Origin of the sequence: Pseudomonas sp. R1-43-08, assembly GCF_003852255.1 — a bacterium.
Taxonomy (GTDB): domain Bacteria; phylum Pseudomonadota; class Gammaproteobacteria; order Pseudomonadales; family Pseudomonadaceae; genus Aquipseudomonas.
Genome location: NZ_CP027734.1, coordinates 3,058,153 through 3,083,609 on the forward strand (window position 1 = coordinate 3,058,153; position 25,457 = coordinate 3,083,609).

Here is a 25,457-nt window from a genome sequence, read left to right on the forward strand (position 1 = left end):
CAGGATGAAACATGGAACTGCACCTCGTCATCAATGGCCGCAAGGACCTGGCGGCCCAGCTTTACCAGCAACTGCGCGAAGCCATCGCCACCGGGCGGCTGGCAGCCGGCGCGCAATTGCCGCCCAGCCGGCTGCTCGCCGAGCAATTGGGCGTATCGCGCAAAACGGTCTCGGATACCTACGCCACCTTGACGTATGAAGGCCTGCTGGTCGGCAGGATTGGCCGAGGCACTTTCGTCAACGCCTGGGCCCCGCAGCCCGACCGTGTACAGACCGCCACCGACCTGGCTTGCGCCGCCAACCTGAGCAAATGGGCGGCACTGCCCTCGCCTATGCACCACCCCGCCAGCGGCGACATCCTGCGCTACGAATTCATCGGCGGGGCAACCACGCGCAGTCAGTTCCCCCAGGAAGAATGGCGGCGCTGCACCCAGGATGCGTTACGCCGTATCGCCAAGAACAGCGGTTTCTATAGCCAACCGGAGGGCTTGCCGGCACTGCGCGAGGCCATCGCCGGGCATATCGCGTTTTCACGCGGGGTGAAATGCCGCGCCAGTGACATCGTGGTCACCAATGGCGCGCAGCAGGCGCTGGACCTGATCGCCCGTGTGGTCCTCGAGCCAGGCAGCATTGTCGCCATGGAAGACCCTGGCTACAGCCCGGCGCGCCAGTTGTTCGTGGCGATGGGGGCGAAGGTCGCCAGCGTTCCGGTCGATGCACAGGGCATTCAGGTCGACCAGATCCCCGAGGGCACGCGGCTCGTCTACGTGACGCCGTCCCACCAGTTTCCCCTCGGCATGCCCATGAGCCTGGCGCGGCGCAAAGCCTTGTTGGACCGCGCGATCGAACTCGGCGCGATCATCATCGAAGACGACTACGACAGTGAGTTCCGCTACCAGGGCCGCCCCACCGACTCCCTGCAAAGCCTGGACACGCGAGGCGTGGTGACCTACGTCGGGACCTTTTCGAAAACCCTGCTACCCGAGTTGCGCCTGGGCTACGCGGTGCTGCCGCCGGCGATCCATGGCGCGGTGCTCAAGGCCAAGCAATTGACCGACCAGCACAGCTCCACCCTGCCGCAATGGGCGCTGGCCAAGTTCATCAGCGAAGGCTATCTGCTCAAGCATATCCGCCGCTGCCACAGCGTGTATGCGGGGCGCCGCGAACGGATCCTGCAGCGCCTGGCGGGCGACCTGTCGCCCTGGTTCGAGGCGGTGCCGACAGTGGCCGGGTTCCACTTGGCGGCACTGTGCAAGGTGGCGGTGGACATCCCGCTGTTGATGCAGCTGGCGCGTGAGGTGGAGGTGGGTTTGTACCCCCTGGATGGTTTTTTCCACGACGTTGCGCCACGGCCGGGGCTGATTCTCGGCTTCGGTGCCATCGAAACCCTCGATATCGACCCGGCGCTGGATAGGGTGCGCGACATCCTGTTGCGGATTGGCTAGGGGGTTTTCCGGCGGATTGGTCATTGGTCGATCCTGCCCCCGGGCGTAGGGTGAACAGGTCTCCAACCCCGTGGAACCCCATCATGAAACGACTGCTCGCCACCGCTGCCATACTTGCCTCGCTCACGGCCTACGGCCACGAGCCGGTGTACAACCAGGAAACCCTCAAGGTGCTGCAAGCGCACGCCTTGACCAACGTACCCGGCAAAAAAACCATCATGCTCACCGTCGATTACGCCCCCGGCCAGGCCACCGTGCCCCACAGCCACACCGGCACTGCCGTGGCTTATGTGCTGGAAGGCGCAGTCACTTCACGGGTCAACGATGAGAAAGCCGTGACCTACAAGGCCGGCGAGTCGTTCTACGAGCCCGCCGGTTCACGGCACTTCGAATCGAGCAACGCCAGCCAGACCCAGCCTGCCAGGCTGCTGGTGGTGATGGTGCTGGATGACAAGGCCGAGGTGCTGACGCCGCTTGCCCAATAAGCTGCATCCCGTTCCGATCAATGTGGTAGGGGGCTTGCCCTGGCTTCCTGTAGGAGCGAGCTTGCTCGCGAAAAACGTCAACGATAACGCGTGCTTTCTGAATGAACGCGGTGCCTGTGAGTTTTTCGCGAGCAAGCTCGCTCCTACAGACTAAGCCCCCTCCTACATTGTCAGGCAAGGCTCTTGCTGACCACCTCGAACACATCGCTGGACAGCTCGCCCGCGCCCAGGATGCGTTCCAGTTCCGCCTTCATCAGCGCTTGCCGCGCGGCGTCGTATTTACGCCAGCGCGTCAGCGGTGCCAACTGGCGCGACGCAATCTGTGGGTTCAGCGTGTTGAGCTGGATCACCAGGTCCGCCAGGAAGCGGTAGCCCGAACCATCCGCCGCGTGGAAGTTGATCAGGTTTTGCCCGGCAAAGGCGCCAATCAGGGCGCGCGCTTTGTTCGGATTCTTGATGGTGAATGCCGGGTGTTCCATCAACGCCTTGACCCGCGCCAGCCCGCCCGGCAGGGTGCTGCCGGCCTGTACGCTGAACCATTGGTCCATGACCAGCGGGTTGTCCTTGAAGTTCTCGGCAAACACCGCCAGCGCCTGGGCTTTTTCCGCTTCGAATGGAGAGTTCACCAGCACGGCCAGGGCCGTCAGGCGCTCGGTCATGTTGTCGCTGGTGTCGAATTGGTCCAGCGTCGCCGCCAGCACTTCAGGCCTGCCGCTGAGCATCAAATAGGACAATGCGATGTTCTGCAGGGCACGCCGGGCAAAGTGCTCGGCCTCTGCCACGTAGGGCGTTTTCCGGGACAGGTCACGGTTGGCCTGATAGCGCAGCCACAGCCCTTCGAACAGGTTGTCGGCCAGTTGCTTGCGGGCAAATTCGCGGGCGGCGTGGATCGCATCGACATCCGCCACTTCACTGATTTCGGCCAGGTAGGCTTCGCTCGGCAACGAGAGCATCTCGGCGACCATGGCCTGGTCCAGGCGTTCGTCGCTCAATACCGTGCGCAACGCGTCGATCAGGCGTTGATCGAGCTTCAGCGGCTGCCCCGCCTGATGCTGGCCGATCAGTTCCTGCAGCACCTGCACCGACAATTGCTGGCCGGCGTCCCAGCGGTTGAAACCGTCGCTGTCGTGCTGCATCAGGAACATCAGTTGGTCGCGGTCATACGGGAAGCTCAGTTTCACCGGTGCCGAGAAGCCACGCAGCAGTGAAGGCAACGGTTTTTGCGCGACGTCAACAAAGGTGAAAGTCTGCTCGGCTTCGGTCACCGAGATCACACGGGAGGTACCGCTTGCCGTGGCTTCACCTTCCAGGCGCAAGGCGATACCGGCGCCCTTGTCGTCCAGCAGGCCCAGCTCGACCGGGATCACGAACGGCAGTTTTTCTACCTTGTCCGGGGTTGGCGGGCAGCTCTGGCGGAAGGTCAGGCTGTAGGTCTTGGCCGCCGCATCGAAGGACTCGCTCACCGCCAAACGCGGCGTGCCGGCCTGGCTGTACCAGCGCTTGAACTGGCTGAGGTCGACGCCGTTGGCGTCTTCCATGGCCTTGATGAAGTCATCGCAGGTCACGGCCTGGCCGTCGTGGCGCTCGAAATACAGGTCGCTGCCTTTGCGAAAGCCTTCGGCGCCGAGCAAGGTGTGGAGCATACCGACGACTTCCGAACCCTTTTCGTACACCGTCAGGGTGTAGAAATTGGAGATTTCGATAAAGCTGTCCGGGCGCACCGCGTGGGCCATGGGGCCGGCGTCTTCGGCAAACTGGTGGGTACGCAGGTACGCCACATCCTGGATGCGCTTGACCGTGGCCGAGTTCATGTCGGCGGAAAAGCCCGAGTCACGGAACACGGTAAAGCCTTCCTTGAGCGACAGCTGGAACCAGTCGCGGCAGGTCACGCGGTTGCCCGACCAGTTATGGAAGTATTCGTGGGCGACGATGGCTTCGACACGCTGGTGGGCCGCATCGGTAGCGGTTTCGGCGCGGGCCAGCACGGCGCTGGAGTTGAAGATATTGAGGCCCTTGTTCTCCATGGCGCCCATGTTGAAGTCGTTGACCGCCACGATCATGAAGATGTCGAGGTCGTACTCACGGCCGTAGGTCTGTTCATCCCAGCGCATGGATTTCTTCAGGCTGGTCATGGCGTGCTGGCACTTGTCGATGTTTTCCGGCTCGACATAGATGCGCAGCGCGACTTCGCGCTGGGTCATGGTGGTGAAGCTGTCTTCGACACACCACAGGTCACCGGCCACCAGGGCAAACAGATAGGCCGGCTTCTTGAACGGGTCTTCCCAGGTTGCCCAGTGCCGCCCGTCTTCGCCGGGGCCGCTGGCAATCGGGTTGCCGTTGGACAGCAGCACCGGGTAGCGATGCTGCTCGGCGATCACCGTGGTGGTGAATACGCTCATCACGTCCGGACGGTCGAGGTAGTAGGTGATCTTGCGAAAGCCTTCGGCCTCGCACTGGGTGCAGAACATGCCACCGGATTTGTACAGGCCTTCGAGGGCGGTGTTGGTTTCCGGATGAATCTTGACCGTGGTGTCGAGGGTGAAGGTTTCGCTCTGTGGCTGCAGCGTCAGGTGGCTGTCGGTCAACTGGTAGTCAGCAGCCGTCAGCGCCTGATCGGCGAGGTTCACGCTCAGCAGCTCCAGTTGCTGGCCGTCCAGCACCAACGGCGGCAGCCCGGCGCCGCGCTCGGGGTTGCGGCGCATCACCAGCTGCGCGTGGACCAGGCTGTGGTCCTCGAACAACTCGAAGGTCAGGTGCGTCTCGTCGATCAGGTAGTCCGGCGCCTGATAGTCCTTCAGGTAAATCATCTTCGGTTGTTCGGTGCGCATGGGTGGCATCCTTCTACTGATGCACGGCGAGCTGGTAGGCCGTGTATTTACGAATATTGATCACGCCGGTATCGAAGATCAGGTATTGGCCCTTGATCCCCAGCAGCGTGCCTTCGGCAATCGGATTCTTGTCCAGGTTGAAGCTGACGATCTTGGCCGGGTACTGCTGCACCGGGTAACGGATCTCGATCGGTTCGATGTCGGCAATGGTTTGGATGGCCTGCAGGCCAAAGCGTTCCTGCAACCCCAGCAAGCCTTCGGCGCAGGAGGCGAACAACTCATCGCGTACCTGCTTGAGGTCGACCGACTGCGCGTCGCCCTTGAGCAGCGCGCGCCAGTTGGTTTTGTCGGCCACCTGGCTACGAAACAGGTCTTCGACAAAGCCCGATTGCTGGCGGGTGGCCACGCGCATGATCGGCAGCGCCTGGCTGGCGCCCTGGTCGAGCCAGCGGGTCGGCAACTGCGTGGCGCGGGTGATGCCGACCTTGATCCCCGACGAGTTGGCCAGGTACACCACGTGGTCGGTCATGCAGAAGGTTTCACCCCAGCCCGGATCGCGGCAGGTGCCAGCGTCGTAATGGCAGCGCTCGGGACTCATGATGCACAGGTCACACTGGGCCAGCTTGGTCATGCATGGGTAGCAATAACCCTGGCTGAAGCTGTTTTTGGTCTTGCGCCCGCAATGGCTGCAATGAATGGCACCAAGGTATTCCAGGCGAATATGCGTGCCGATCAACGGGTTGACCGCAACCTCGGTGTCGCCAAGACGAAACGCGTATTGAACGGTCGGCTCACCGAGTTTCGCCGACATTTTGCTGACTGCACCGCGACCGATTTCAATCAATGGATCGCATCCGACTTGAACAGGATGTTCGGCACCGGTGCCGATTTCGACGCGCATTCCTGCGGGCCCATATAGCCGGTGCGCTGGTCTTCGGGCAGGTTCTGCAGTTCCCAGGCAATCACCGCTTGCAGCGACAGCTCGCGCTGTTCGGCGGTGAGCTTGCGGCCGTCGGACCATTTGCCGATTTCCACGGCGAGCTTGAGGCTCTCGTAGATGTCCGGGGTGATGTTTTCGATCATTTCAGCAAAAGAGGACATAAGGCTCTTCCTTATCAAATAGACGATTTGCGACGGTTGTACAGCCCGCCCAGCAAACCGGTCAGGCAACCGATAACCAAGCCGCCCACATGGGCCGCGTTGGCGATTTCGCCGAAACCGATCATCGAGACCAGCCCCGACAGGCAGAGCACCAGCCACACCAGCATCATCGCCAGCACCCCACGGGGCAGGCGATATGCCGGGTTGGGCGAGAGTAGTTGAAAGATCCAGCAATGCCCGAGCAGGCCATACAACACGCCGGACAAACCGCCAAACAGGCCAGGGCCGCCGTACGCATACTGCGCGTAATTGGAGACCAGGCTGAACAACAGGGTCAGGCCCAGCAGGTTGATGCTGCCCTGGCGCGCTTCGATGCGCCGGCCCAGCTCCCAGTACCACATGCCATTCATGGCCAGGTGCAGGATGCCGAAGTGAATCAGCATTGGCGTGACCAGCCGCCACCACTGCCCGGACGCCAGGCTGTCGGCCAGCGGCGTGAACTGGATGTATTCGCCCAGCACCCGGAACGGCAGGAAGGTCAGCCAGGCCATGGTCTGCAGGTTTTCGCCGAGCAGCGTCACCGCACCCACGATGAGGCTGGCCAACAGCACCAGCGCCGTGACCGGGCTGTGGCGTACCTGCTGGACAAACCCTGGCCGCGCCATGGGCGCCTGTTCAGGAATGTCCAGTTGCTGGTCCGGATCACCTGCGGGAAAGCGTTGGTACAACACGCGCACATCGTCGCTGATGCTCTCGGGCACCCACAGCACTTGTTCGCCGGCTTCCTCGCTGACCCGATGAGGCACCTGCATACGTTGCAGCAACTTGACGAAACCGCCCAGGTCGACGCTCAGGGGCAGGCGCAATACAGCCACGGTACTCATTGACTAACCTCAGGTCGCTCAACGTCGACCCAGACGAATTTATGCGGATCCAGTTGGGTTTCCTGGTCCAGGCGATACGCCACCAGCTTGCCGTACAGCACCGCGCTGTAGTCCAGGCAGGCCAGGTTCGGGCGGATCGGTGCCGGTTTGCCGCTGCGCCAGTAATGGCCGACGAACAACAGCGGCTCGTCGACGCCATAGCGCAGCAGGGAATTTTTTTCAGTGGAAGACAATGGCGTGCGCGCCACCGGCTCGGGCAAGGCATCGGGCTGGAACACGATGTCGCCGTAGGTTTTCGGGTCGTCTTCCCAGAATTTGGTGCGAAAGAACGAGCGCGTCAGGCCATCGCCACCGGTCAGGGTGAGGCCGTGGGGCAGGCGCATGTCGGTGCCGCGCAACAGGCGATCGAACGCGTTGCAGGCGAAACTGCCCGGTACGGCGGCGGCCTGCAGGAAATGCTGATCGATGCAGCCATCCGGGAACGTGGCGCGCAGCGGCTGGATGAACCCCTCATCCCAGCACGCATGCACCACCCGGAAACGCCCGGCGTCGACAAACAGCGGCATGTCGTAGAACCAGCCGAGGAAGTCGTGCCAGTCGGCCGGGTGCTGTTCGAACTGGGTCAGGGTTTCCTGGATCAGCCGCCCATGGCGCGGGGTGTGCTCGCGCACGAACTGCTTGCCGCTGCCCGGCGGTGCCGGCGTGGTCCAACCCAGCGCATTGAACTCATGGTTGCCCATGATGCACAGCGCCTGGCCGGCCTCGGTCATGTCGTGGACGATATGCAGCGCTTCGCGGATGCGCGGGCCACGGTCGATGATATCGCCGAGAAACACCGCCATGCGCGACGGGTGGCGCCAGGTGCCGCCCTGCTTGTGGTAACCCATCTGGTCGAGCAAGTGCTCCAGCGTGTGGGCGCAACCGTGCACGTCACCAATCAGGTCGTAGCTACGCGCGGGATCGAGCATCAGTCGCCTCCACCCCCCAAGCGGCTGCCCCAGCCCAGCTTGGTGCGGCACACTTCGTAGTAGTTGTGGTCCAGCGGGTGGATCAAGCGCAACTTCTGTGCCTTCTTGCTCACGGTGATGGTGTCGCCGGGAGCGCAGGTGAAATGGTTCTGCCCGTCGCAGGACACTTGTGGGTAGATTTGCATATCTTTGGACACCACGATCTTCAGCTCACTGTTGCCATCGACCACAATCGGCCGACTCGACAACATATGGGGGTACATCGGCACGATCACAATGGCATCGAGCTTGGGGTGCATGATCGGGCCACCCGCCGACAATGCATACGCGGTCGAGCCGGTCGGCGTGGCGACGATCAGGCCGTCGGCCTTCTGGCTGCACACGAACTGGCCGTCGATATACAGCTCGAACTCGATCATCCGCGTGGATTTGCCCGGATGCAGCACCACGTCATTAAGGGCATCGCCCTGGCCGATGGCTTCGCCGTGGCGGCGTACTTCGGCCTGCAGCAGGAAGCGGTTTTCCACCAGGTAATGGCCGTCGAGCACCTTGGCCACTTCGACTTCCAGCTCATCCGGACGGATATCGGTAAGAAACCCCAGGCTGCCACGGTTGATCCCCAGCACCGGCACGTTATGCCGTGCCAGCGCCCGGGCTGCGCCGAGCAGGCTGCCGTCGCCACCGACCACGATGACCATGTCGCACACTTCGCCGAGCATCTTGCGCGAGGAAGTCTGCAGGCCGTGGCCCGGCAGGATTTCGCCGATGGTGTCTTCGAGGATCACATGCAGGTGGCGTTCCAGCAGGAATTTTTTCAGCCGGCGGACGGTGTCCAACACCTGGGTACTGCCCAGGCGACCGATAATGCCGATATTGCGAAATTGCTCCATGGGGCTCCTGCGGGCATAGGGGTGTGGCAAAAAGAAAGGATTATGGGCGAAAGGCCGGCTCAGGCAAAATCCTTTGTCGCCGCCCAGCCTTGATGACAATGGTTCTCAGGCGGCCCTCAGCACCTGCACGCAACGTAAGAGGCTATGCTCGCACCATGACTCTGTTCCCCGACCTGCACGCCCTGCCCCGCCAACTGCGACACCCCGAAGTGCGCGACCTGGCGTGGGTGATGCTGGCGCCACCGATGCTCGCACACACGCCATGGCCGCAGCGCCATCCGCTGGCTGGCAGTGACTGGGTACAGGCGCCGCAGTTGCTCGAAGCCTGGTTGCGTGCGCTCGATCAGGACAGCAGCGCGCTGCAGCAATGGCTGAGCCTGGCGCGCACCCGGCGTCTGGGCCTTTATTATGAGCGCCTGTGGCAGTTTGCCGTGCAACATGCGCCGGGCGTGGAGCTGCTGGCGGCCAACCTGCCGATCCGCCGCGCCGGGCACACCCTGGGCGAACTGGACATGCTGCTGCGCGACCGCGATGGCGTGCATCACTTGGAACTGGCGATCAAGCTGTATCTGGGCCCGCAGGCTGGCAACGGCCGCGACACGGCGCAGTGGCTGGGCCCGGGCTGCCATGACCGGCTCGACCGCAAACTCGCGCACCTGGCCCAGCATCAACTGCCGATCTCAGCACGCCCGGAGAGCCGCGAAGCCCTGGCGGCGCTGGATATCCAGCAGTTCGATGCACACCTGTGGCTGGGTGGGTATCTGCTGTATCCGTGGCCGGGCCAGGCCGAATCACCCCATGGCGCCCATCCGCAGCATTTGCGTGGGCGTTGGTTGCATCAGCGGGATTGGCCGGACTTTGTCAGCGCGAGCGCCGCAGGCCGCTGGCAACCCTTGCCCCGGCATGCCTGGTTGGCGCCGGCGCATTACCCGGCAAGCGAGGTGTGGAGCGAGGACCAGATGCAGGGCTGGCTGGCAGACCTGGACCCGATGGCGCCGGCGCAGTTACTGGTGCGGCTGGTGCAGAAGGATGAGGATTGGGAGGAAGCCGAGCGGCTGTTTCTAGTGGCGGATCTTTGGCCGAATGTGCCGGGGGCTGGCTGATAAATCTGTGCTGTACTGGCGACCGCTATCGGGAGCAAGCCCCCTCCCACAGGGGAATGCATTCCAAATGTGGGAGGGGGCTTGCCCCCGATAGCGGCGGTGCCGGCACTACACTTCATCGATATGCCGATACTCCAGCTGCAACCCGGCAGCCAGCTCCTGCGCCCGCCCCAGCCTGATCGGCCCGCGCTCGATGTCCACCAGTAACCCCGGACACGCCAACTGCGCCAACCCGTCGATCGCCTTGAGCCGCCCATCGGTCATCACCAGCATCCGCTGCTGCTCCGCCGGGTAACGCTTACGCCGCGCCACCAACCAATGGGCCGCCTCGCTCAAGGCTGCCAGCAACGGCGTACCGCCACCGGCGCCTAGCTGTTCCAGCCAATCCGCCAAGCCTTTCGAGGCCTTCAAACCCTGCACCTGCCACTGCGGCGACTGCCCGCTGGCGGTCAACAACGCCAGGCGCGCCCGTTGCCGGTAGGCGTCATCGAACAGCTGCGCCAACAGGCCCTTGGCATCGCTCAACGCCCGGTGCCGTCGGGTGGAGGCCGAGGCGTCGACAATCACCAGCCACAGCTCATGGGCCGAACGGTTGCGCACCTGCCAGCGCAGATCCTCATGGCGCTGCGGCCTGCCACCGAGCAAGGTGCCCGGCCAGTTGATCAACCCCAGCTTCGCACTGCGCGCCTTGCCCTGCCTGCCATTGTCCAGTCGCCCCGCCTTGGGCCGGGCATCCGCCCCCGCGTCAGGTCGGGGGCGAATGCCTAGGGCTTTTTTGGCCAGGTGGGCACATCGCGACGGGAACCGGTGGCCAGGGCCGGCGCAGGCATGTCGCCCCATTGGCCTTGGCCCGGCGAGGTGTCCGAGGGTTGCGGCGACTGCCCTGGATTCGGCGGGCTGGCCGGTGGCGACTGTTCCTGGCGCCGATGACGCAAGGCAAATTCCGCAACGGCTTCAATGTCTTCTTCGGCAATCCTGTCAGCGCCCCGCCACGCGGCATGAGCGCGGGCGCCGCGTAGCCAGACCAGGTCGGCACGCAAACCGTCGACCCCCGCAGCAAAGCAGCGCTCGGTGATTTGCGCCAAGGCGTGATCATCCAGTTCAATACCGTCCAGCCGTGCCCGCGCCTGGGTGCAGCGCTCGCGCAGCGCCGCCTGCGGCTCATGCCACTGCTGACAGAACGCAGCGGGATCACGGTCGAAATCCAGGCGACGACGAATAATCTGCCCACGCTCGGTGGGCAGCGTTTGCCCGCTCAATGCCACGTTGAAACCAAAGCGGTCGAGGAGCTGTGGACGCAACTCGCCCTCCTCCGGGTTCATCGTGCCGATCAGCACAAACCGCGCCGAGTGCCGATGGGAGATGCCGTCACGCTCGATCAGGTTGGTGCCGCTGGCGGCCACATCCAGCAGCAGATCGACCAAGTGATCGGGCAACAGGTTGACTTCATCGACATACAACACGCCGCCATCGGCCTTGGCCAGCACGCCGGGGGAAAACTGTGCGCGGCCCTCGCCGAGCGCGGCGTCCAGGTCCAGCGTACCCACCAGGCGCTCTTCGGTAGCGCCCAGGGGCAAGGTGACAAACTGCCCACTGGCGAGCAGGTCCGCCAGGCCACGGGCCAGGGTGGACTTGGCCATGCCGCGCGGGCCTTCGATCAGCACGCCGCCGATTTTAGGATCGATAGCGGTCAGGCATAGCGCCAGTTTCAGCGCGTCGGCACCGACCACGGCGGCCAGCGGGAAATGCGGAATATCGGTCATCAGCGGTCTTCTTCTATATCCAGCAACAGGTTTTCCAAGGCTTCGCGGTAGGCGCCCGGTTCTTGCCACAGGCCGCGCTGCTGGGCTTCGAGCAGGCGCTCGGTCATGTCGCGCAGGGCGTCGGGGTTATGTTGTTGCACAAAAGCGCGGGTGTCAGGGTCGAGCAGGTAGGCGTCGGCGAGCAACGCGTACTGGTGGTCGTCGATCAGTGCCGTGGTGGCGTCGAAGGCGAACAGGTTGTCCACGGTCGCGGCCATTTCAAACGCGCCTTTATAGCCGTGACGCTTCACGCCCTCGATCCACTTCGGGTTGGCCGCGCGGGAACGAATGACTCGGTTGAGCTCTTCCTTCAAGGTGCGGATCTTCGGCAGGTCCGGCTGGCTGTGGTCGCCATGGTAGCTGGCGGCCTTGGCGCCGCTCAGGGTTTCCACGGCGGCGAGCATGCCGCCCTGGAATTGATAGTAATCGTTGGAGTCGAGCACATCGTGTTCGCGGTTGTCCTGGTTCTGCAACACCGCCTGCACCTGGCCCAAGCGCTGGGCGAACTGCTCGCGGGCGGCGGTGCCTTCGTCAGCGCCGCCATAGGCGTAGCCGCCCCAGTTCAGGTAGACCTCGGCCAAGTCTTCGCGGCTTTGCCACAGGCGGCCGTCAATCGCGCCCTGCACGCCCGCGCCATAGGCGCCCGGCTTGGCGCCGAAAATGCGCCAACCGGCCTGTTTCGCCGCAGCCTCTTCATCCAGGCCCGATTCGCGCAAGGCCTGGCGCTCACTGCGCACCTTGGCGGCCAGCGGGTTCATGTCGTCCGGCTCGTCCAGGGCGGCGACCGCTTGCACCGCCGCATCGAACAGGCGGATCAGGTTGGCGAACGCATCGCGGAAGAAGCCGGACACCCGCAACGTCACGTCGACGCGGGGACGATCCAACAGGCTGATCGGCAGGATCTCGAAGTCATCCACGCGCTGGCTGCCGGTGGCCCAGACCGGCCGCACGCCCATCAGCGCCATGGCCTGGGCGATATCGTCGCCGCCGGTGCGCATGGTGGCCGTGCCCCACACCGACAGGCCCATCTGGCGCAGATGGTCGCCCTGGTCCTGCAGATGCCGTTCGAGCAGCAGGTTGGCCGACTGGAACCCAATGCGCCAGGCCGTGGTGGTCGGCAGGTTGCGCACGTCCACCGTGAAGAAATTGCGCCCCGTGGGCAGCACATCCAGGCGGCCGCGGCTCGGCGCGCCGCTGGGGCCGGCCGGCACGAAGCGACCGCTCAAGGCGTCCAGCAGGCCGCGCATTTCTGCCGGGCCGCAGGCATCCAGACGCGGCGCCACGACCGCGCGCAGGCTTTCGACAACGGCCTTCACGTCCTCCCAGCCAGGTTCCTCCAGCTCTTCCAGCGGCCCTTCCAGCGCCTGCTCGATCAAGCGCGCCGCGTACAGCTCCAGACGCTCGCGGGTGTCGCCGGCGGTGCGCCACAGCTGCGCGTCAAGGTCGCGCAACACCTCGGGCCGACGCCCGGTCCACGGTTCGGCGAGCGCGCAGTCCAGAGGGTCGAAGCCCAGCTCGAGCGCCTTGGCCAGCACCCGCAACAGGCTCGATTGCGCGCCACGGCCATCGCCCCGAGGGATGCGCAACAAGGCCAGCAAGGTATCGATGCGCAAGCGCCCCGCCGGCGACTCGCCAAAGATATGCAAGCCGTCGCGGATCTGGGATTCCTTCAAGTCACACAGGTAGGTATCCAGGCGCGGCAACCAACTGTCGGCATCGGCATTGCCGTCCAGCTCAAGCTCCTCGTCGATATGGGTTTCGCGCACCAGCTTGAGAATGTCTTTCTGCAGTTCCAGCGCGCGTCGTGGGTCGAGCAACTGCGCTTCATAATATTCGTCGGCCAGCAGCTCCAGGTTGCGCAGCGGGCCGTAGGTTTCGGCGCGGGTCAGGGGCGGCATCAGGTGGTCGATGATCACCGCCTGGGTGCGACGTTTGGCCTGGGCGCCCTCGCCGGGATCGTTGACGATAAACGGGTAGATATTCGGCAGCGGGCCGAGCAGCACGTCCGGCCAGCAGTTCTCCGACAGGCCCACGCCCTTGCCCGGCAGCCATTCGAGGTTGCCGTGCTTGCCAACGTGAATCAGCGCATGGGCGCCGTAGGTATGGCGCAGCCAGAAATAGAACGCCAGATAGCCGTGGGGCGGCACCAGGTCGGGGTCGTGATACACCGCACTCGGGTCGACCTGGTAACCGCGCGCCGGCTGGATGCCCACAAAGGTTTGATCCAGGCGCAGGCCGGCGATCATCAGGCGACCGTCGCGGCACATCGGGTCCTGATGGGGCGCGCCCCAGCGCTCCAGCACCGCCTGGCGATTGGCTTCGGGCAGGCGCTGGAACATCGCCGCGTAGTCGTCCAGCGCAAGGCTCTGATGACACGGGCGCAGGTCGAGGCTGTCGAGGTCGTTGGTGACGCCGCCCAGCAACGCGTGGATCAAGGCGGTGCCGCTGTCCGGCAAGGTGGCAGGCACCGGATACCCTTCGGCGTGCAGCGCGCGCAGGATATTCAGCGCCGCCGCCGGCGTATCCAGGCCCACGCCGTTGCCGATACGGCCGTCACGGGTTGGATAATTGGCCAGGATCAAGGCCACGCGCTTGTGCGCATTCGGCACCCGCGCCAGCTCGACCCAGCGGCGCGCCAGTTCGGCGACAAAGTCCATGCGTTCGGGCGCGGCGCGGTAGCACACCACATCCGACTGGCTGCGCTCACTGCGCCAGGCCAGGTCCTTGAAGCTGATCGGCCGGCTGATGATGCGCCCGTCCAACTCCGGCAAGGCGATGTGCATCGCCAGGTCGCGAGGGCCCAGGCCTTGTTCGCTGGCCTGCCAGCCGGGCTGGTTGTCCTGGGCGCAGATCGCCTGGATCACCGGGATATTGCGGCGAAACGGGCGCAGATGCGGCGCTTCGGGGCTCGATTGAGCAAAGCCGGTGGTGTTGAGGATCACCGCCGCCTGCACCTCATCCAACAGGTCTTCGACCACCTCCAGGCAACCGGGCTCTTTCAAACTGGCGACTGCGATCGGTAAGGGGTTAAGGCCCGCTGCCTGCAGGCGCTGGCAGAACACGTCGATGAACCCGGTATTGGCGGCCTGCAAGTGCGAGCGGTAGAACAGCACCGCCGCCACCGGATAATCCACGCGCCACTGCGCCTGCCAATCAGCCAGGTGGGCGTTGGCGGTCAGCGGGTGGTAGATCGAGGTGCGCGGCAGGCTTTGCGGCTCAGCCCAGGCATAGTCGCGCCCCAGATAGCCGGCGGCCAGGCACCGGTAGAAGTCCAGCGCGTTACCCAGGCCGCCCTGGCGCAGGAACTGCCACAACCGGTCACGCTCGGGCGCCTCCACGCTGCTCAAGCCGCTGAGTTCCGGGTCTGGGCGATCATCCCCCGGTACCAGGATCAGCGTGACGCCACGCTCGGCCAACGCCACCAGCCGCTCGACGCCATAGCGCCAGTAACCGATGCCGCCATGCAGCGAAATCAGGATGACCTTGGCGTGGCGCAGCACTTCATCGACGTACAGGTCGACCGAGGCATGGTTCTGCACCTGCATCGGGTTGGCCAGGCGCAGGCTGGGATAATCCTCGGGCAACTGCCGGGCCGCCTCGGCAAGCAGCGCCAGGCTGGAATCGCCGCTGCACAGGATCACCAACTCGGCGGGGGTTTGGCCAAGGTCGGCGATGTTGTCGTCCGCGACGAAGCCACCGGGCTGGGTCCTGAGCAGGTGCATGGGTCAGGCGCTGATGGCGGCGCGCAGTTGCGCTTCAAGGCCTGCCGCGTCAAGCGCCTGGCCGATCAGCACCAGGCGTGTGGTGCGTGCCTCATCGGCGCCCCAGGCACGGTCGAAATGCTTGTCGAAACGTGTGCCCACACCCTGGATCAGCAGGCGCATCGGTTTGTTCGGAATGGCGGCGAAGCCCTTGACGCGCAGGATGCCGTGCTGCACCACCAATTGCGTCAGGGCGTCGAGCAGCAGGGCTTCGTCGGCTGGCGGCAGGTCGATGGAGATGGAGTCGAACGCGTCGTGGTCGTGATCGTCCTCACCTTCATGATGATGGTCGTGATGGCTATGGCGCGCGTCGATATGCGCCTCGGAGCCGGCGCCCAGACCGATCAGCACGTCCAGTGGTACGCGACCGCTGCTGGCTTCGATGACTTTCACCGCCGGCGGCAACTCCTCGGCCACTTCCAGGCGCACGCGGGCCAGGTCTTCGGCGCTGATCAGGTCGGCCTTGTTGAGGATCACCAGGTCGGCACTGGCCAGTTGGTCGGCGAACAGCTCGTGCAGGGGCGACTCGTGGTCCAGGTTCGGGTCGAGCTTGCGCTGGGCGTCGACCTGGTCCGGGAACGCGGCGAAGGTGCCGGCGGCCACGGCCGGGCTGTCGACCACGGTGATCACCGCGTCCACGGTGCAGGCATTGCGGATTTCCGGCCATTGGAACGCCTGGACCAGCGGCTTGGGCAGGGCCAGGCCCGAGGTTTCGATGAGGATATGGTCGAGGTCGCCACGCCGGGCCACCAGTTCGCGCATCACCGGGAAGAACTCTTCCTGCACGGTGCAGCACAGGCAGCCATTGGCCAGCTCGTACACGCGGCCGTTGGCTTCTTCTTCGGTGCAACCGATGGAGCACTGCTTGAGGATGTCCCCGTCAATGCCCAGCTCGCCGAATTCGTTGACGATCACCGCAATGCGACGGCCCTGGGCGTTGTCGAGCATATGGCGCAGCAAGGTGGTCTTTCCCGAGCCGAGGAAACCGGTAACGATGGTGACGGGGAGTTTGGCCAGTGTTTTCATCGGATGCCCTTTGGGGCGGGCATACGGGACGATAGGCCCTGCGACGGCGCGCAGCAGCGGATTTCGTCACCGGATCACCCCGCCCGGTTGAATTGAAAAATCGAGTGCGAGGCAGGTCTCCTGGCTTGGGGCTTGCGGGTCTTGCGACCGGCGCTGACTGCGCCTTCCCGCCGGATCGGCAGTGGCGTGGCAGTCAGTAGAACCCTTCACAGTTGCGGGGGCAGCCGCGGCTTGAACCGCGTTCCCTTCTTAGCTTCGGCCTGGGCCGAAGAACCTCGAGCGAGCAAGGCTACGCAGTGCAGGGTCGGCGGTCAATGTCCCCTACCCGGGAGGCAGGGTTCACGCGTGATGAAAGCTGACAGGCACATCGCCAACAATGTCGGTATGCCGTATCTGCCCGTGGCTTTGGAGATAGAAATCAATTTCGCCGTTGCCGGTCAGGTCGAGTACAACCCATGACTCGTCCGTCTGCGGATCGTAACCCACGCCCACCTCGCCTGCCCGCCCAGTGAACTGGCTGACAAAAATCAGCGAGCCAAGGCCATGCCTGCGCAACAGCGGGGAAATATCGATGCTGTCCTGCCCACTGACAAAGTCCATCAACTGGTCCGGGGCGTATAACGTCGAATCACTGGCATGCTGGTAGATGAACGTATCGCTGCCCTCGCCTCCTCGCATGTGGTCCGCGCCGGCGCCGCCGGTGAGGCGGTTGTCAGCGTCATTTCCGATCAGCACGTCTTTACCTGAACCACCGATGGCGTTTTCCAGGGTAACGCCCTTGGCGATGGAAACATTGCCCTTCATTCCTCCTACATCGGAAAAAGACTGGGCGCGCAGGTTGATCACCTGGTCCTGATGATATCCAGAGAAGTCCAACGTATCGTTGCCGCCGCCGTCCCAGACGCAAAACACAGCACCGTCGCGAGACGAATTCAAGGACAGATCGTCTCGCTGGGTATTGGAGTTGAACCCGTAGGTAGTATCGGTATTGCGCGTCTGATGGTTGGCACCAAACACCCTCTGAGCCCAGGCGATGTCGGCCATCAATGGCGAGGAGGCGTGTTGCCCCTTGAAATCCTGATGAGTATGGCTCACGTCAAAATAGCTCATGACTGAGTAGGCCCGACTGTCTTGTGCATAGGCGGCCTGCGCGTGGTAGGTGGCGGGGCCACGAGTAGCGTCATAATCGCCTGTATGTGCGGCGCCCAGGATGTGGCCGATCTCGTGCGTGAGCGTTTGGCGCCCGAAGCCGTTGACCTGCGGTGCACGGTTATCCGCATAGCCGGGGTTCACACGCACCCGGCCCTGATAATGTGAGAACAAAGCGTCGGCGACTGTGGGCGCCTTGTCGTTGACAAACCGTAACCGGCCTTCGGATTCAATGGCATCTTCTTTAAAAGTAACCTTCGCAACATCCGCCCAGGACTGCATTGAGCGTCGGGCCTGATTTTTTTGTGTTTCATTAAACTTACTTTCATTTTTTGCAACTTCATTAAACGTATAAGAGAGTTGCACTGTGTGGTCGCCATTACTGTCATTCAATCTACGCCCCTTACGATCGATCTGGTGCGCCATATCGCTCAGCGACCACACAGGTTTATTGAAGCTTGCGCGGGAATACGGATCATCAGCGCGCTGGGAGCGATCTCCATGCGCAGGGGCGTTAACGCTTGAGAATGCTTGCTGGGACTCGGGCAACTTGTGCGGTTGATCCGTATGTGCGCAAACATTACCCGGATTAAACTTGGCGCGAGATACACTCATCGTGAACTAAGCCTCATAAATGACACATCAACATTCAAGGCGCCCAGCTTCCAACAAGAAACATTCAAAATAAAGCGCGACACCCACACAAACCAATTAAAGATATTACTCATCAGCTGCTCACGCCCTCCCCATCCAGCGCCCGCCCCCACCTCAATTGACGCCCAGGTCTCGCCCGTGTTTTCCTATGCAACTTGTTTCGGGTGCCCTTCACAGGGTGAAACGGGAAACCGGTGCGCCATAGACCCATGGCAAGTCCGGTGCTGCCCCCGCAACGGTAAGCGAGCGAAGCGTCAAATCCACTGTGCTGTGCATGGGAAGGAGATGCTTGACAGGCCTAGCGCCCCTCGCAAGCCCGGAGACCGGCCCGAAAAATTCAGATAACAAACCCGCGGTGGGCGGGCGCTGTTCAGAACCCTGCGTGCCCGGCTCGCGGGGTTTTCATGCGCTCGTTTCACCCTGACACCCAGAAGGGACGCGCCATGTCGATCATCAGCAGCACCTCGCACACCGCCAGCAGCTCCGCCACCCTGAGCCAACGCCTGACCGCCGCTATCGGGGCGTCGATCCTCGGCGCGTGCCTGGTGTATTTCGCGGGTTTCTCACACATCGAAGCCGTGCACAACGCTGCTCACGATACCCGCCACAGCGCCGCGTTCCCGTGCCACTGAGACCTGCCGACATGATCAAGCGTATTGCCCAAACCGCAGGTTTCACAGGCCCGCTGGCCGCCCTGCTGCTGACCCTGCTGCAAAGCTTCTGGGTCGCCCCGCTGATTCTGCAGGCGGAAACCTTTGAAAACGCCCCGGCAGCCACCGAACCAGCGCATGAACATGCCGCAGGCGCCGCCGCCCATACCCACGATGCCGAAGCCTGGGAGCCGGAAGACGGCTGGCAGCGCGTGCTGTCCACAACCGGTGGCAACCTGGTAGTTGCCGTCGGGTTCGCCCTGATGCTGGCCGGCCTCTACACGCTGCGCGCACCGACCCGCACGGCCCAAGGCCTGCTATGGGGGTTGGCCGGTTACGCGACCTTCGTGCTGGCGCCGACCCTGGGCCTGCCGCCAGAGCTGCCGGGCACCGCTGCCGCTGACCTGGCCCAACGCCAGATCTGGTGGATCGGTACTGCAGCCTCTACCGCCGCCGGTATTGCGCTGATCGTGTTCGGCCGCAACTGGCTGCTCAAAGTGCTGGGCGTGGCGATCCTGGCCGTGCCGCATGTGGTCGGTGCGCCGCAACCGCAAGTGCATTCGATGCTCGCGCCAGAAGCCCTGGAGGCCCAGTTCAAGATCGCGTCGCAGCTGACCAACGTGGCGTTCTGGCTGGCACTGGGCCTGATCAGCGCCTGGCTGTTTCGCCGCAACCGCGACGATCAATACTCGGCATGACCCTGGTGGTCGGCCTGGGCTGCCAGCGCGGTTGTGATCTTCACACCCTGCTGAGCCTCTTTGACACCGCCCTCACCGAGGGCGGGATTGAACGCCAAGGCATTACCGCACTGGCAAGTATCGACCTCAAGCGCGAGGAACCGGGGCTGCTCGCCCTGTCCCGATTGCTGGGCTTGCCGTTGCAGTGTTTCAGCGCTGAACAACTGGCCGTCTATGAAGATCGGCTGAGCCATAAATCGGCCGTTGCCTTTACGCATACCGGCTGCCACGGGGTCGCCGAAAGCGCTGCCCTGGCCCTCGCCGAACATCTTGCCAACGCCCCCGCACGCCTGCTGATCACCCGCAAAAAAACCGCCCAGGCCACCTTTGCATTGGCCTGCGCCGGTTAAAACCTCGATAATCGTCCCTTCCGATCATGAGCAGTCTTCATGCTCGCCCGTTTTTCGACAGGAATCTCCCATGACCGTCTACTTCATCGGCGCCGGCCCCGGCGATCCGGAACTGATTACCGTCAAAGGCCAGCGGCTGATTCGCAGTTGCCCGGTGATCATCTACGCGGGCTCGCTGGTGCCAACGGCGGTCCTGGAAGGTCATAACGCCGAACACGTGGTCAACAGCGCTGAACTGCACCTGGAGCAGATCATCGACTTGATCAAGGTCGCCCATGCAAATGGCCAGGATGTGGCACGCGTGCACTCCGGAGATCCGAGCCTGTACGGCGCGATTGGCGAGCAGATTCGTTACTTGCGCGAGCTGGGCATACCGTTCCAGATCATTCCTGGCGTCACCGCAGTAGCGGCGTGTGCAGCGCTGCTTGAGACCGAGCTGACCCTGCCGGACATCGCCCAAAGCGTAATCCTGACGCGCTACGCCGATAAAACCAGCATGCCGGCGGGCGAAGACTTCGACAGCATGGCGCGACACGGCACGACCATGGCGATTCACCTGGGGGTCAACCACCTGGAGAAGATCGTCGCCGAACTGTTGCCGCATTACGGCGCGGACTGCCCGATTGCCGTGGTGCATCGGGCGACGTGGCCAGATCAGGATTGGGCAGTTGGCACGCTTGAGGATATTGTGGCCAAGGTTGAGGCAAAAGGTTTCCGGCGTACCGCGCTGATCCTGGTGGGCCGCGTGCTGACCAATGACAGCTTCAGCGGGTCATCGCTTTACCGTGCCGGCCATGCCCATCTCTATCGCCCCGGATAAACACCGCCAAAACTGTGGGAGGGGGGGCTTGCTCCCACAGTTAATGTTCTGCGTCAGCAATGTCGCGCAACTACTTGAAAAAAAACAATAAAAAACGGCGCTCACGGGCGCCGTTTTTATGCTCGCAGTGAACACCTTACTCAGTAGTAGGCGTTTTCTTTCTGCGTGTGGTCAGTCACGTCGCGTACGCCCTTGAGCTCTGGAATACGCTCCAGCAGGGTGCGCTCGATGCCTTCGCGCAGGGTCACATCCGCTTGGCCACAGCCCTGGCAGCCGCCGCCGAATTTCAATACGGCGATGCCGTCCTCAACCACATCGATCAAGCTGACCTGACCGCCGTGGCTGGCCAGCCCCGGGTTGATCTCGGTCTGCAGGTAATAGTTGATGCGCTCGTTGACCGGGCTGTCGGCGTTGACGTTCGGCACCTTGGCGTTCGGCGCCTTGATGGTCAACTGGCCGCCCATACGGTCGGTGGCGTAGTCGACTACGGCGTCGTCGAGGAAGGCTTCGCTGAAGTTGTCGATATACGCGGTGAAGCTTTTCAGCCCCAGAGCGGTGTCTTCAGGTTTCTCTTCCCCAGGCTTGCAGTAGGCAATGCACGTCTCGGCGTACTGGGTGCCGGGCTGGGTGATAAAGACGCGGATGCCGATGCCTGGGGTGTTCTGCTTGGACAGCAGGTCAGCCAGGTAATCGTGGGCGGCGTCGGTAATGGTTATGGCAGTCATGGAAACTCCTCACAGGCTTGCCGGCAGTTTACGCCAAATCATTACAGAGGTACAAAGTCCTAGTATTTTTGTCGGGAAATAATTACCCGATCCTCCACGCCTAGCCAACGCTTGAGCGAGCGATAGGTTTCCTTTCCTTCTCCAGCACCAGGACGGCGCTGACGATTACACCAAGCGTATAGGTACCCGGTCCGGGTTCAATGTATGCGCTCTATTAAGTGGCGGCGATCCCAACGGCCAGCGCCTTCGCCAACATGAGTGATATTCATGTTAATCCCGACACGCTTAAAATTCGCACAGGTTTGGTATGATCGATACCCTTCGTAATGCCTGACTTAGAGTAGTCCCATGTCCGATCGTAGCGCTCGTCTGCAAGCCCTCCACCACGCCCTCAAGGAACGCATCCTGATCCTTGACGGTGGCATGGGCACGATGATCCAGAGCTATAAGCTTGAGGAGCAGGACTACCGTGGCAAACGCTTCGCCGACTGGCCAAGCGACGTCAAGGGCAATAATGACTTGCTGGTGCTCACCCGCCCTGACGTGATTGGTGGAATTGAAAAGGCCTACCTGGATGCCGGTGCCGACATCCTTGAAACCAACACCTTCAACGCCACGCGCATTTCCATGGCCGACTACGGCATGGAAGAGCTGGCCTACGAGTTAAACGTGGAAGGCGCGCGCCTGGCCCGTAAAGTGGCCGACGCCAAGACCCTCGAGAACCCGGCCAAGCCGCGCTTCGTCGCCGGCGTTCTCGGCCCCACCAGCCGCACCTGCTCGCTGTCGCCGGACGTGAACAACCCCGGCTACCGCAACGTGACTTTCGATCAATTGGTGGAAAACTACACCGAGGCCACCAAGGGCCTGATCGAAGGCGGCGCCGACCTGATCCTGATCGAAACGATCTTCGACACCCTTAACGCCAAAGCCGCGATCTTCGCGGTGCAAGGCGTGTTCGAGGAACTGGGCGTAGCGCTGCCGATCATGATTTCCGGCACCATCACCGATGCCTCCGGGCGTACGTTGTCCGGCCAGACCACCGAAGCGTTCTGGAACTCCGTAGCCCACGCCAAGCCGATTTCGGTCGGCTTGAACTGCGCGCTCGGCGCCAGCGAACTGCGCCCGTACCTGGAAGAATTGTCGAACAAGGCCAATACCCACGTTTCCGCGCACCCTAACGCCGGCCTGCCCAACGAGTTCGGCGAGTACGACGAACTGCCCTCGGAAACGGCCAAGGTCATCGAAGAGTTCGCCCAGAGCGGCTTCCTCAATATCGTCGGTGGCTGCTGCGGCACCACGCCGGGGCATATCGAAGCCATCGCCAAGGCCGTGGCCGGTTATGCGCCGCGCTCGATCCCGGACATTCCCAAGGCCTGCCGCCTGTCCGGCCTGGAGCCGTTCACCATCGATCGCAGCTCGTTGTTCGTCAACGTCGGCGAGCGCACCAACATCACCGGTTCCGCCAAGTTCGCCCGGCTGATCCGTGAAGACAACTACACCGAAGCCCTGGAAGTCGCCCTGCAGCAGGTGGAAGCCGGCGCCCAGGTGATCGACATCAACATGGACGAGGGGATGCTCGATTCGAAGAAGGCCATGGTGACCTTCCTCAACCTGATCGCCGGCGAACCGGACATCTCCCGCGTGCCGATCATGATCGACTCCTCCAAGTGGGAAGTGATCGAAGCCGGCCTCAAGTGCATCCAGGGCAAGGGCATCGTCAACTCCATCAGCATGAAGGAAGGCGTGGAGCAGTTCATTCACCACGCCAAGCTGTGCAAGCGCTATGGCGCAGCCGTGGTGGTGATGGCGTTCGACGAAGCCGGCCAGGCCGACACCGAAGCGCGCAAGAAGGAAATCTGCAAACGCTCCTATGACATCCTGGTCAATGAAGTGGGCTTCCCGCCGGAAGACATCATCTTCGACCCGAACATCTTCGCGGTCGCCACCGGCATCGAAGAGCACAACAACTACGCCGTCGACTTCATCAACGCCTGCGCCTACATCCGCGACGAATTGCCCTACGCGCTGACCTCCGGTGGCGTGTCCAACGTGTCGTTTTCGTTTCGTGGTAACAACCCGGTGCGCGAGGCGATCCACTCGGTGTTCCTGCTGTATGCGATCCGCAACGGGCTGACCATGGGTATCGTCAACGCCGGCCAACTGGAGATCTACGACCAGATCCCGGCCGAGCTGCGCGATGCGGTGGAAGACGTGGTGCTCAACCGCACCCCGGACGGCACCGACGCCCTGCTCGCCATTGCCGACAAGTACAAGGGCGACGGCAGCGTCAAGGAAGCCGAGACCGAAGAGTGGCGTGGCTGGCCGGTGAACAAGCGCCTGGAACACGCGCTGGTCAAGGGCATTACCACACACATTGTCGAAGACACCGAAGAGTCGCGACTGTCGTTCGCGCGCCCGATCGAGGTGATCGAAGGCCCGCTGATGTCCGGGATGAACATCGTCGGTGACCTGTTCGGCGCCGGCAAAATGTTCCTGCCCCAGGTGGTCAAGTCCGCCCGTGTGATGAAGCAGGCCGTGGCCCATCTGATTCCCTTTATCGAGTTGGAAAAGGGCGACAAGCCGGAGGCCAAGGGCAAGATCCTGATGGCCACGGTCAAGGGCGACGTGCACGACATCGGCAAGAACATCGTCGGCGTGGTGCTGGGGTGCAACGGCTATGACATCGTCGACCTCGGCGTGATGGTCCCGGCGGAAAAGATCCTGCAAGTGGCCAAGGAACAGAAGTGCGACATCATCGGCCTGTCCGGCTTGATCACCCCGTCCCTGGACGAGATGGTGCACGTGGCCCGCGAGATGCAGCGCCAGGACTTCCACCTGCCGCTGATGATCGGCGGCGCAACTACCTCCAAGGCGCACACGGCGGTGAAGATCGAGCCCAAGTACAGCAATGACGCGGTGATCTACGTGACCGACGCCTCGCGTGCCGTGGGCGTGGCCACGCAGTTACTGTCCAAGGAATTGAAAGCCGGTTTCGTCGAGAAAACCCGCCTGGAATACATCGACGTACGCGAGCGTACCGCCAACCGCAGCGCCCGCACCGAACGCCTGAGCTACCCGGCGGCGATTGCCAAGAAGCCGCAGTTCGACTGGAGCACGTACACCCCGGTCAAGCCGACCTTTACCGGCACCAGGGTGCTGGAGGATATCGACCTCAACGTGCTGGCCGAGTACATCGACTGGACGCCGTTCTTCATTTCCTGGGACCTGGCCGGCAAATTCCCACGCATCCTTACCGATGAAGTGGTGGGTGAAGCGGCCACCGCGCTGTATGCCGATGCCCGGGAAATGCTCAGGAAGTTGATCGATGAAAAACTCATCAGCGCCCGCGCGGTGTTCGGCTTCTGGCCGACCAACCAGGTGCAGGACGATGACCTGGAAGTCTATGGCGAAGACGGCCAGCCGATTGCGCGGCTGCACCACCTGCGCCAGCAGATCATCAAGACCGACGGCAAGCCGAATTTCTCCCTGGCCGACTTTGTCGCGCCCAAGGACAGCGGCGTGACCGACTACATCGGTGGCTTCATCACCACCGCCGGCATCGGCGCCGAAGAGGTCGCCAAGGCCTATCAGGACGCCGGCGACGACTACAACTCGATCATGGTCAAGGCCCTCGCCGACCGCTTGGCCGAAGCCTGCGCCGAGTGGCTGCACCAGCAAGTGCGTAAAGAACACTGGGGCTACGCCAAGGACGAACAGCTGGACAACGATGCGCTGATCAAGGAGCAATACAGCGGCATCCGCCCTGCCCCAGGCTACCCGGCGTGCCCGGACCACACCGAGAAGGCCCAGTTGTTCCAGCTGCTCGACCCAGAGGCCCGGGAAATGCAGGCCGGCCGCAGCGGTGTGTTCCTCACCGAGCACTATGCGATGTTCCCGGCGGCAGCCGTCAGCGGCTGGTACTTCGCCCACCCGCAGGCGCAGTACTTTGCCGTGGGTAAGGTCGACAAGGACCAGGTGCTGAGCTACACCGCGCGCAAGGGCCAGGACCTGAGCGTGACCGAGCGTTGGCTGGCGCCGAACCTGGGCTACGACAACTGATAGGCTCTTGCACCCATGCA

Annotated in this window: 20 protein-coding genes and 2 riboswitches; of the genes, 8 read left to right on the forward strand and 12 right to left on the reverse strand. The window is 63.0% G+C overall.

The window, feature by feature from the left end; all coding sequences use genetic code 11:
* The first annotated feature begins 11 nt into the window (after positions 1–11).
* Positions 12–1,445 carry a PLP-dependent aminotransferase family protein gene (locus tag C4J87_RS13935; RefSeq protein ID WP_124367259.1) on the forward strand — a complete coding sequence of 478 codons (1,434 nt, stop codon included), beginning with the start codon at positions 12–14 and terminating at the stop codon, positions 1,443–1,445.
* 83 nt (positions 1,446–1,528) lie between these two features.
* Entirely contained in the window at positions 1,529–1,930 is a 402-nt protein-coding gene (locus tag C4J87_RS13940) for a cupin domain-containing protein (RefSeq protein WP_124367260.1), read from the forward strand.
* Between the two features lie 170 nt (positions 1,931–2,100).
* On the opposite strand, the gene pepN is transcribed toward C4J87_RS13940, so the two are convergent.
* Genes pepN through C4J87_RS13970 form a run of 6 tightly spaced genes read right to left on the reverse strand, consistent with a single transcriptional unit; the run spans position 2,101 to position 8,601 of the window.
* Positions 2,101–4,758 (reverse strand): aminopeptidase N, encoded by a 2,658-nt coding sequence (gene pepN, locus C4J87_RS13945; protein WP_124367261.1) that lies wholly within the window; start codon positions 4,756–4,758, stop codon positions 2,101–2,103.
* Between the two features lie 13 nt (positions 4,759–4,771).
* Complete coding sequence (locus C4J87_RS13950; protein ID WP_164487684.1) at positions 4,772–5,602, reverse strand: DUF2797 domain-containing protein; 831 nt, start codon at positions 5,600–5,602, stop codon at positions 4,772–4,774.
* On the reverse strand, positions 5,599–5,859 hold the full coding sequence (locus tag C4J87_RS13955; RefSeq protein ID WP_124367263.1) for a YeaC family protein: 261 nt from the start codon (positions 5,857–5,859) through the stop codon (positions 5,599–5,601). The genes C4J87_RS13950 and C4J87_RS13955 overlap by 4 nt, the downstream gene beginning before the upstream one ends.
* 14 nt (positions 5,860–5,873) lie before the next feature.
* Entirely contained in the window at positions 5,874–6,743 is an 870-nt protein-coding gene (locus C4J87_RS13960) for a rhomboid family intramembrane serine protease (RefSeq protein WP_124367264.1), read from the reverse strand.
* The gene (locus C4J87_RS13965; RefSeq protein ID WP_124367265.1) at positions 6,740–7,711 is read right to left on the reverse strand and encodes a metallophosphoesterase; all 972 of its coding nucleotides are present in this window, start codon (positions 7,709–7,711) and stop codon (positions 6,740–6,742) included. The genes C4J87_RS13960 and C4J87_RS13965 overlap by 4 nt, the downstream gene beginning before the upstream one ends.
* The gene (locus tag C4J87_RS13970) at positions 7,711–8,601 is read right to left on the reverse strand and encodes an NAD(+) kinase (RefSeq protein ID WP_057725186.1); all 891 of its coding nucleotides are present in this window, start codon (positions 8,599–8,601) and stop codon (positions 7,711–7,713) included. The genes C4J87_RS13965 and C4J87_RS13970 overlap by 1 nt, the downstream gene beginning before the upstream one ends.
* Positions 8,602–8,756: 155 nt before the next feature.
* Between C4J87_RS13970 and C4J87_RS13975 the strand changes: the two genes are divergently transcribed.
* Positions 8,757–9,704, forward strand: a complete 948-nt coding sequence (locus C4J87_RS13975; RefSeq protein WP_124367266.1) for a DUF1853 family protein — start codon at positions 8,757–8,759, stop codon at positions 9,702–9,704.
* 108 nt (positions 9,705–9,812) lie between these two features.
* Here the strand turns inward: C4J87_RS13975 and C4J87_RS13980 are convergent, their stop codons facing one another.
* From C4J87_RS13980 to C4J87_RS14000, 5 genes are all read right to left on the reverse strand, one after another.
* Positions 9,813–10,415: a VWA domain-containing protein gene (locus C4J87_RS13980; protein ID WP_124368977.1), complete on the reverse strand. Its 603-nt coding sequence runs from the start codon at positions 10,413–10,415 to the stop codon at positions 9,813–9,815.
* Positions 10,416–10,468: 53 nt separating this feature from the next.
* The gene (locus tag C4J87_RS13985; RefSeq protein WP_124367267.1) at positions 10,469–11,467 is read right to left on the reverse strand and encodes an ATP-binding protein; all 999 of its coding nucleotides are present in this window, start codon (positions 11,465–11,467) and stop codon (positions 10,469–10,471) included.
* Complete coding sequence (gene cobN / locus C4J87_RS13990; protein WP_124367268.1) at positions 11,467–15,228, reverse strand: cobaltochelatase subunit CobN; 3,762 nt, start codon at positions 15,226–15,228, stop codon at positions 11,467–11,469. Before cobN ends, C4J87_RS13985 begins: the two co-directional genes overlap by 1 nt.
* Before the next feature lie 3 nt (positions 15,229–15,231).
* Entirely contained in the window at positions 15,232–16,293 is a 1,062-nt protein-coding gene (cobW, locus tag C4J87_RS13995) for a cobalamin biosynthesis protein CobW (protein ID WP_124367269.1), read from the reverse strand.
* 92 nt (positions 16,294–16,385) lie between these two features.
* A riboswitch (cobalamin riboswitch) is annotated at positions 16,386–16,586 on the reverse strand.
* Between the two features lie 46 nt (positions 16,587–16,632).
* Complete coding sequence (locus C4J87_RS14000; RefSeq protein ID WP_177412796.1) at positions 16,633–17,835, reverse strand: M10 family metallopeptidase C-terminal domain-containing protein; 1,203 nt, start codon at positions 17,833–17,835, stop codon at positions 16,633–16,635.
* A 406-nt stretch (positions 17,836–18,241) separates the two neighbouring features.
* Positions 18,242–18,443: riboswitch (cobalamin riboswitch) on the forward strand.
* Positions 18,444–18,539: 96 nt separating this feature from the next.
* Between C4J87_RS14000 and C4J87_RS14005 the strand changes: the two genes are divergently transcribed.
* The 4 genes from C4J87_RS14005 (at position 18,540) to cobM (ending at position 20,653) form a co-directional block, all read left to right on the forward strand.
* On the forward strand, positions 18,540–18,728 hold the full coding sequence (locus C4J87_RS14005; RefSeq protein ID WP_027606475.1) for a CbtB-domain containing protein: 189 nt from the start codon (positions 18,540–18,542) through the stop codon (positions 18,726–18,728).
* 11 nt (positions 18,729–18,739) lie between these two features.
* Positions 18,740–19,444, forward strand: a complete 705-nt coding sequence (locus C4J87_RS14010) for a CbtA family protein (protein ID WP_124367270.1) — start codon at positions 18,740–18,742, stop codon at positions 19,442–19,444.
* The gene (locus C4J87_RS14015; RefSeq protein WP_124367271.1) at positions 19,441–19,833 is read left to right on the forward strand and encodes a cobalamin biosynthesis protein; all 393 of its coding nucleotides are present in this window, start codon (positions 19,441–19,443) and stop codon (positions 19,831–19,833) included. Before C4J87_RS14010 ends, C4J87_RS14015 begins: the two co-directional genes overlap by 4 nt.
* A 70-nt stretch (positions 19,834–19,903) precedes the next feature.
* On the forward strand, positions 19,904–20,653 hold the full coding sequence (gene cobM / locus C4J87_RS14020; RefSeq protein ID WP_124367272.1) for a precorrin-4 C(11)-methyltransferase: 750 nt from the start codon (positions 19,904–19,906) through the stop codon (positions 20,651–20,653).
* Between the two features lie 140 nt (positions 20,654–20,793).
* Here the strand turns inward: cobM and nfuA are convergent, their stop codons facing one another.
* Entirely contained in the window at positions 20,794–21,378 is a 585-nt protein-coding gene (nfuA, locus tag C4J87_RS14025; RefSeq protein WP_017136914.1) for a Fe-S biogenesis protein NfuA, read from the reverse strand.
* Between the two features lie 348 nt (positions 21,379–21,726).
* Between nfuA and metH the strand changes: the two genes are divergently transcribed.
* Entirely contained in the window at positions 21,727–25,437 is a 3,711-nt protein-coding gene (gene metH / locus C4J87_RS14030) for a methionine synthase (RefSeq protein WP_124367273.1), read from the forward strand.
* Positions 25,438–25,457 lie beyond the last annotated feature (20 nt).